This is a genomic window from Christiangramia qingdaonensis, from assembly GCF_048381525.1.
Taxonomy (GTDB): Bacteria; Bacteroidota; Bacteroidia; order Flavobacteriales; family Flavobacteriaceae; genus Christiangramia.
On the sequence record NZ_JBLWIM010000012.1, the window covers coordinates 1,147,993 to 1,150,699 of the forward strand.

The following is a 2,707-nucleotide window of genomic DNA, read 5'->3' on the forward strand; positions in this document are numbered from 1 at the left end:
CATTTATTATGAGAGTTTCCAGGCAATTTTACAGGTTTAGTTATGTCTTTCTCATCTTTGCAGCGATGCTTCTGGCGTTTACTGCCTGTGAGGATGATGATATTGAAGAACCACTAAGTGCGGTCGCATTAGACCTTGACTATGCACACATGGTTGTAGGAAACGAGCTGACTCTAACTCCGCTCATAAGAAATTTTAAAACTGCTTCCAAAGAGTATCAGTGGGCAGTTTCAGATTCAACAGTGATAGAAATAGTATCAGTAGCCAGCAATTACGCAGCTACCGTAAGAGCTATTGGCGAAGGCACTGCGATCGCATCTATAAGGACTGTGGACGGGACAGAAGAGGCCAGCACTACCATAGAAACCAATTTGATCATGGAATCTGAAGTGAGATTGCCGGCAACTATTACCGCATATACTCAGTCCATAGTAAATATCATTCCAGATTTTAACCTGGTAGAGCGTCCAGTCAGAAATTATACCTGGTCCGCCAATCCTGAAGGAATCATCTCTTTTGAAACAGATCCTGAAACTTATGAAATTGAAATTCAGGGTTTACAGGAAGGTACTACAGAACTTACTATACGTTCTGATGATGGTCAGGTTGTGGGTTCTACAAAAGTAATCGTAGAAAATGAGAACGACGGAATTCTAAAGGTTCTGGCCATTGGAAACAGTTTTTCTGAAGACGCCCTGGAATCTTACCTGTATGGACTGGCAGATGCAGCCGGTGAGGAAATCGTGATAGGTAATCTATATATTGGAGGTGCAGAACTGGACTTACATGCTCAGAATGCTGCGGAAAATGCTGGAAGTTATAGCTACCGGAAGATCGATCTGCAGGGAAATAAGAATACTACTGCAGATGTGGCGATCTCTACAGCTCTGGATGATGAGAACTGGGATTATATTAGTTTCCAGCAGGTGAGTCAGAAATCTGGTCAGTATGAAACTTTTGTTACACCTCTAACCGAACTATACGAATATGTAGTTCAAAATGTGGATAATTCGGATACTAAATATTTGCTTCACCAAACCTGGGCATATTCTGAAAATTCAACTCATTCCGGATTTGTAAATTATGATAATGACCAGATTCAAATGTATGAATCTATTGTTGATGCTTATGACCAGGCCGGGGACCTTATCAACACGCATAGTGTCGTTCCTGCCGGGACTGCCATTCAGAATGCGAGAACCAGTTATTTAGGAGATAATTTCAATAGAGATGGTTATCATTTAAATGAAATAGGAAAATTTACTGCTGCAAGTACATGGTTCGAGATCCTTTTTGATCAAAGTGTATTGGGTAATAGCTATGTTCCGGAAGGCTTTGTTCCGCTGGATGCTGAAATCGCTCAACATGCTGCTCACGAAGCTGTTCAGAATCCAATGATGATTACGGAGCTTACCGACTATCAAACTGCAGGAGGGTCTGGAGTTATAACTAAAAATGTACTCATCGATTTTGCAACCTCTTCAAATTCTACAGGATGGAATGGTTTGACCAGTTTCCTTGAAGATGCCACGATACCAAATCTAAAGTATGAAGACAATGAGTTCACTGGAATTGAACTTACAGTTACAAGTAGATTTAACGGCCAGAATACTGCAGGAGAGACTGTTACCACGACAGATTTAAATATGCCAGCAGAAGTCTCTGGAAATTCTTTCTACGGAAATTCAAAGGGTGAATGGGCCGGAATACTTGTTGAAAAAGGTGTTCTGAAGCTAAGTGGTTTTGAAAGTGATAGCACATATGAGTTCTGTTTTTTTGGATCTAGAACAGCTACAGACAACAGGGAGACCTTATACACCGTAATTGGTCAGAACTCTGATTCTGCAACCTTGAATGCCGCGAGTAATACAGATGAAATCGCCTGTGTTCAAGGCATACAAGCAGATGAGAATGGGGAGATCTTTATTGAAGTAACATCGGGATTAAATAACGATAATGCAAATGGATTCTTTTATATCAATGCCATGCGCATTGCTCCGGAAGAATAAGAAAGTGAATCGATTTCCACATAATTCAAATCGTAAGTTTTAGTTTGTTGGCCCCGGGTTTTGGTTTTTACTCCCGGGGCTTTTTATTGAAATCTGTTGATCCCTAGTATAATGGATAAACTTGTGATTTGGATGTTATTGTGTTCGTAGGTATTTCTGAATTTACTTAATTTTCATTCAGTTATTCTATAGTGTATTCTTGAAGAAAATTTTATCTTCGCTGCATAATTTTTCAGTCATGAGTTTACAGGAAAAAGTAATGGGCGAAATGAAAGCGGCCATGAGAGCAAAGGATAGTGTGAAGTTAGAGGCTTTGCGTGCTGTTAAAAGTGAAATACTTTTGGCGAACACAGGCTCATCTTCTAAAGACGGACTTACCGAAGACGAAGAAATGAAGTTGTTGCAGAAGCTTGTGAAGCAGCGTAAGGATAGTGCTGAAATTTACAAGCAACAGGGAAGGGAAGATCTTGCTGAACCTGAATTAGCTCAGGCTGCTGTGATCGAAGAATTTCTTCCAGAACAATTGAGCGAAGCTGAAATTGAGAAAGAGGTGGACCAGGTCATCGCAGAAACCGGTGCAACCGGAATGCAGGATATGGGAAAGGTAATGGGTGCCTCTACGGCTAGATTAGCTGGTAGAGCAGATGGCAAAACAATCTCAGCTATCGTTAGAAAAAGACTGAATAAATAAATTATTA

2 protein-coding genes are annotated in these 2,707 nt (G+C 40.5%); both read left to right on the plus strand.

Annotated features, from left to right (window positions below):
• Positions 1-2,009, plus strand: a 2,009-nt coding sequence (locus tag ACNI3T_RS10240; RefSeq protein ID WP_418227705.1) for a DUF4886 domain-containing protein, incomplete at its 5' end; no start/stop codon positions are given.
• A 238-nt stretch (positions 2,010-2,247) separates the two neighbouring features.
• Positions 2,248-2,700 carry a GatB/YqeY domain-containing protein gene (locus tag ACNI3T_RS10245; RefSeq protein ID WP_418227706.1) on the plus strand — a complete coding sequence of 151 codons (453 nt, stop codon included), beginning with the start codon at positions 2,248-2,250 and terminating at the stop codon, positions 2,698-2,700.
• The last annotated feature ends 7 nt before the right edge of the window (positions 2,701-2,707 follow it).

Excerpts from the sequence above, each read along its gene's own strand:
- ACNI3T_RS10245 (WP_418227706.1), top strand. The coding sequence starts at position 2,248 with ATGAGTTTACAGGAAAAAGTAATGGGCGAAATGAAAGCGGCCATGAGA.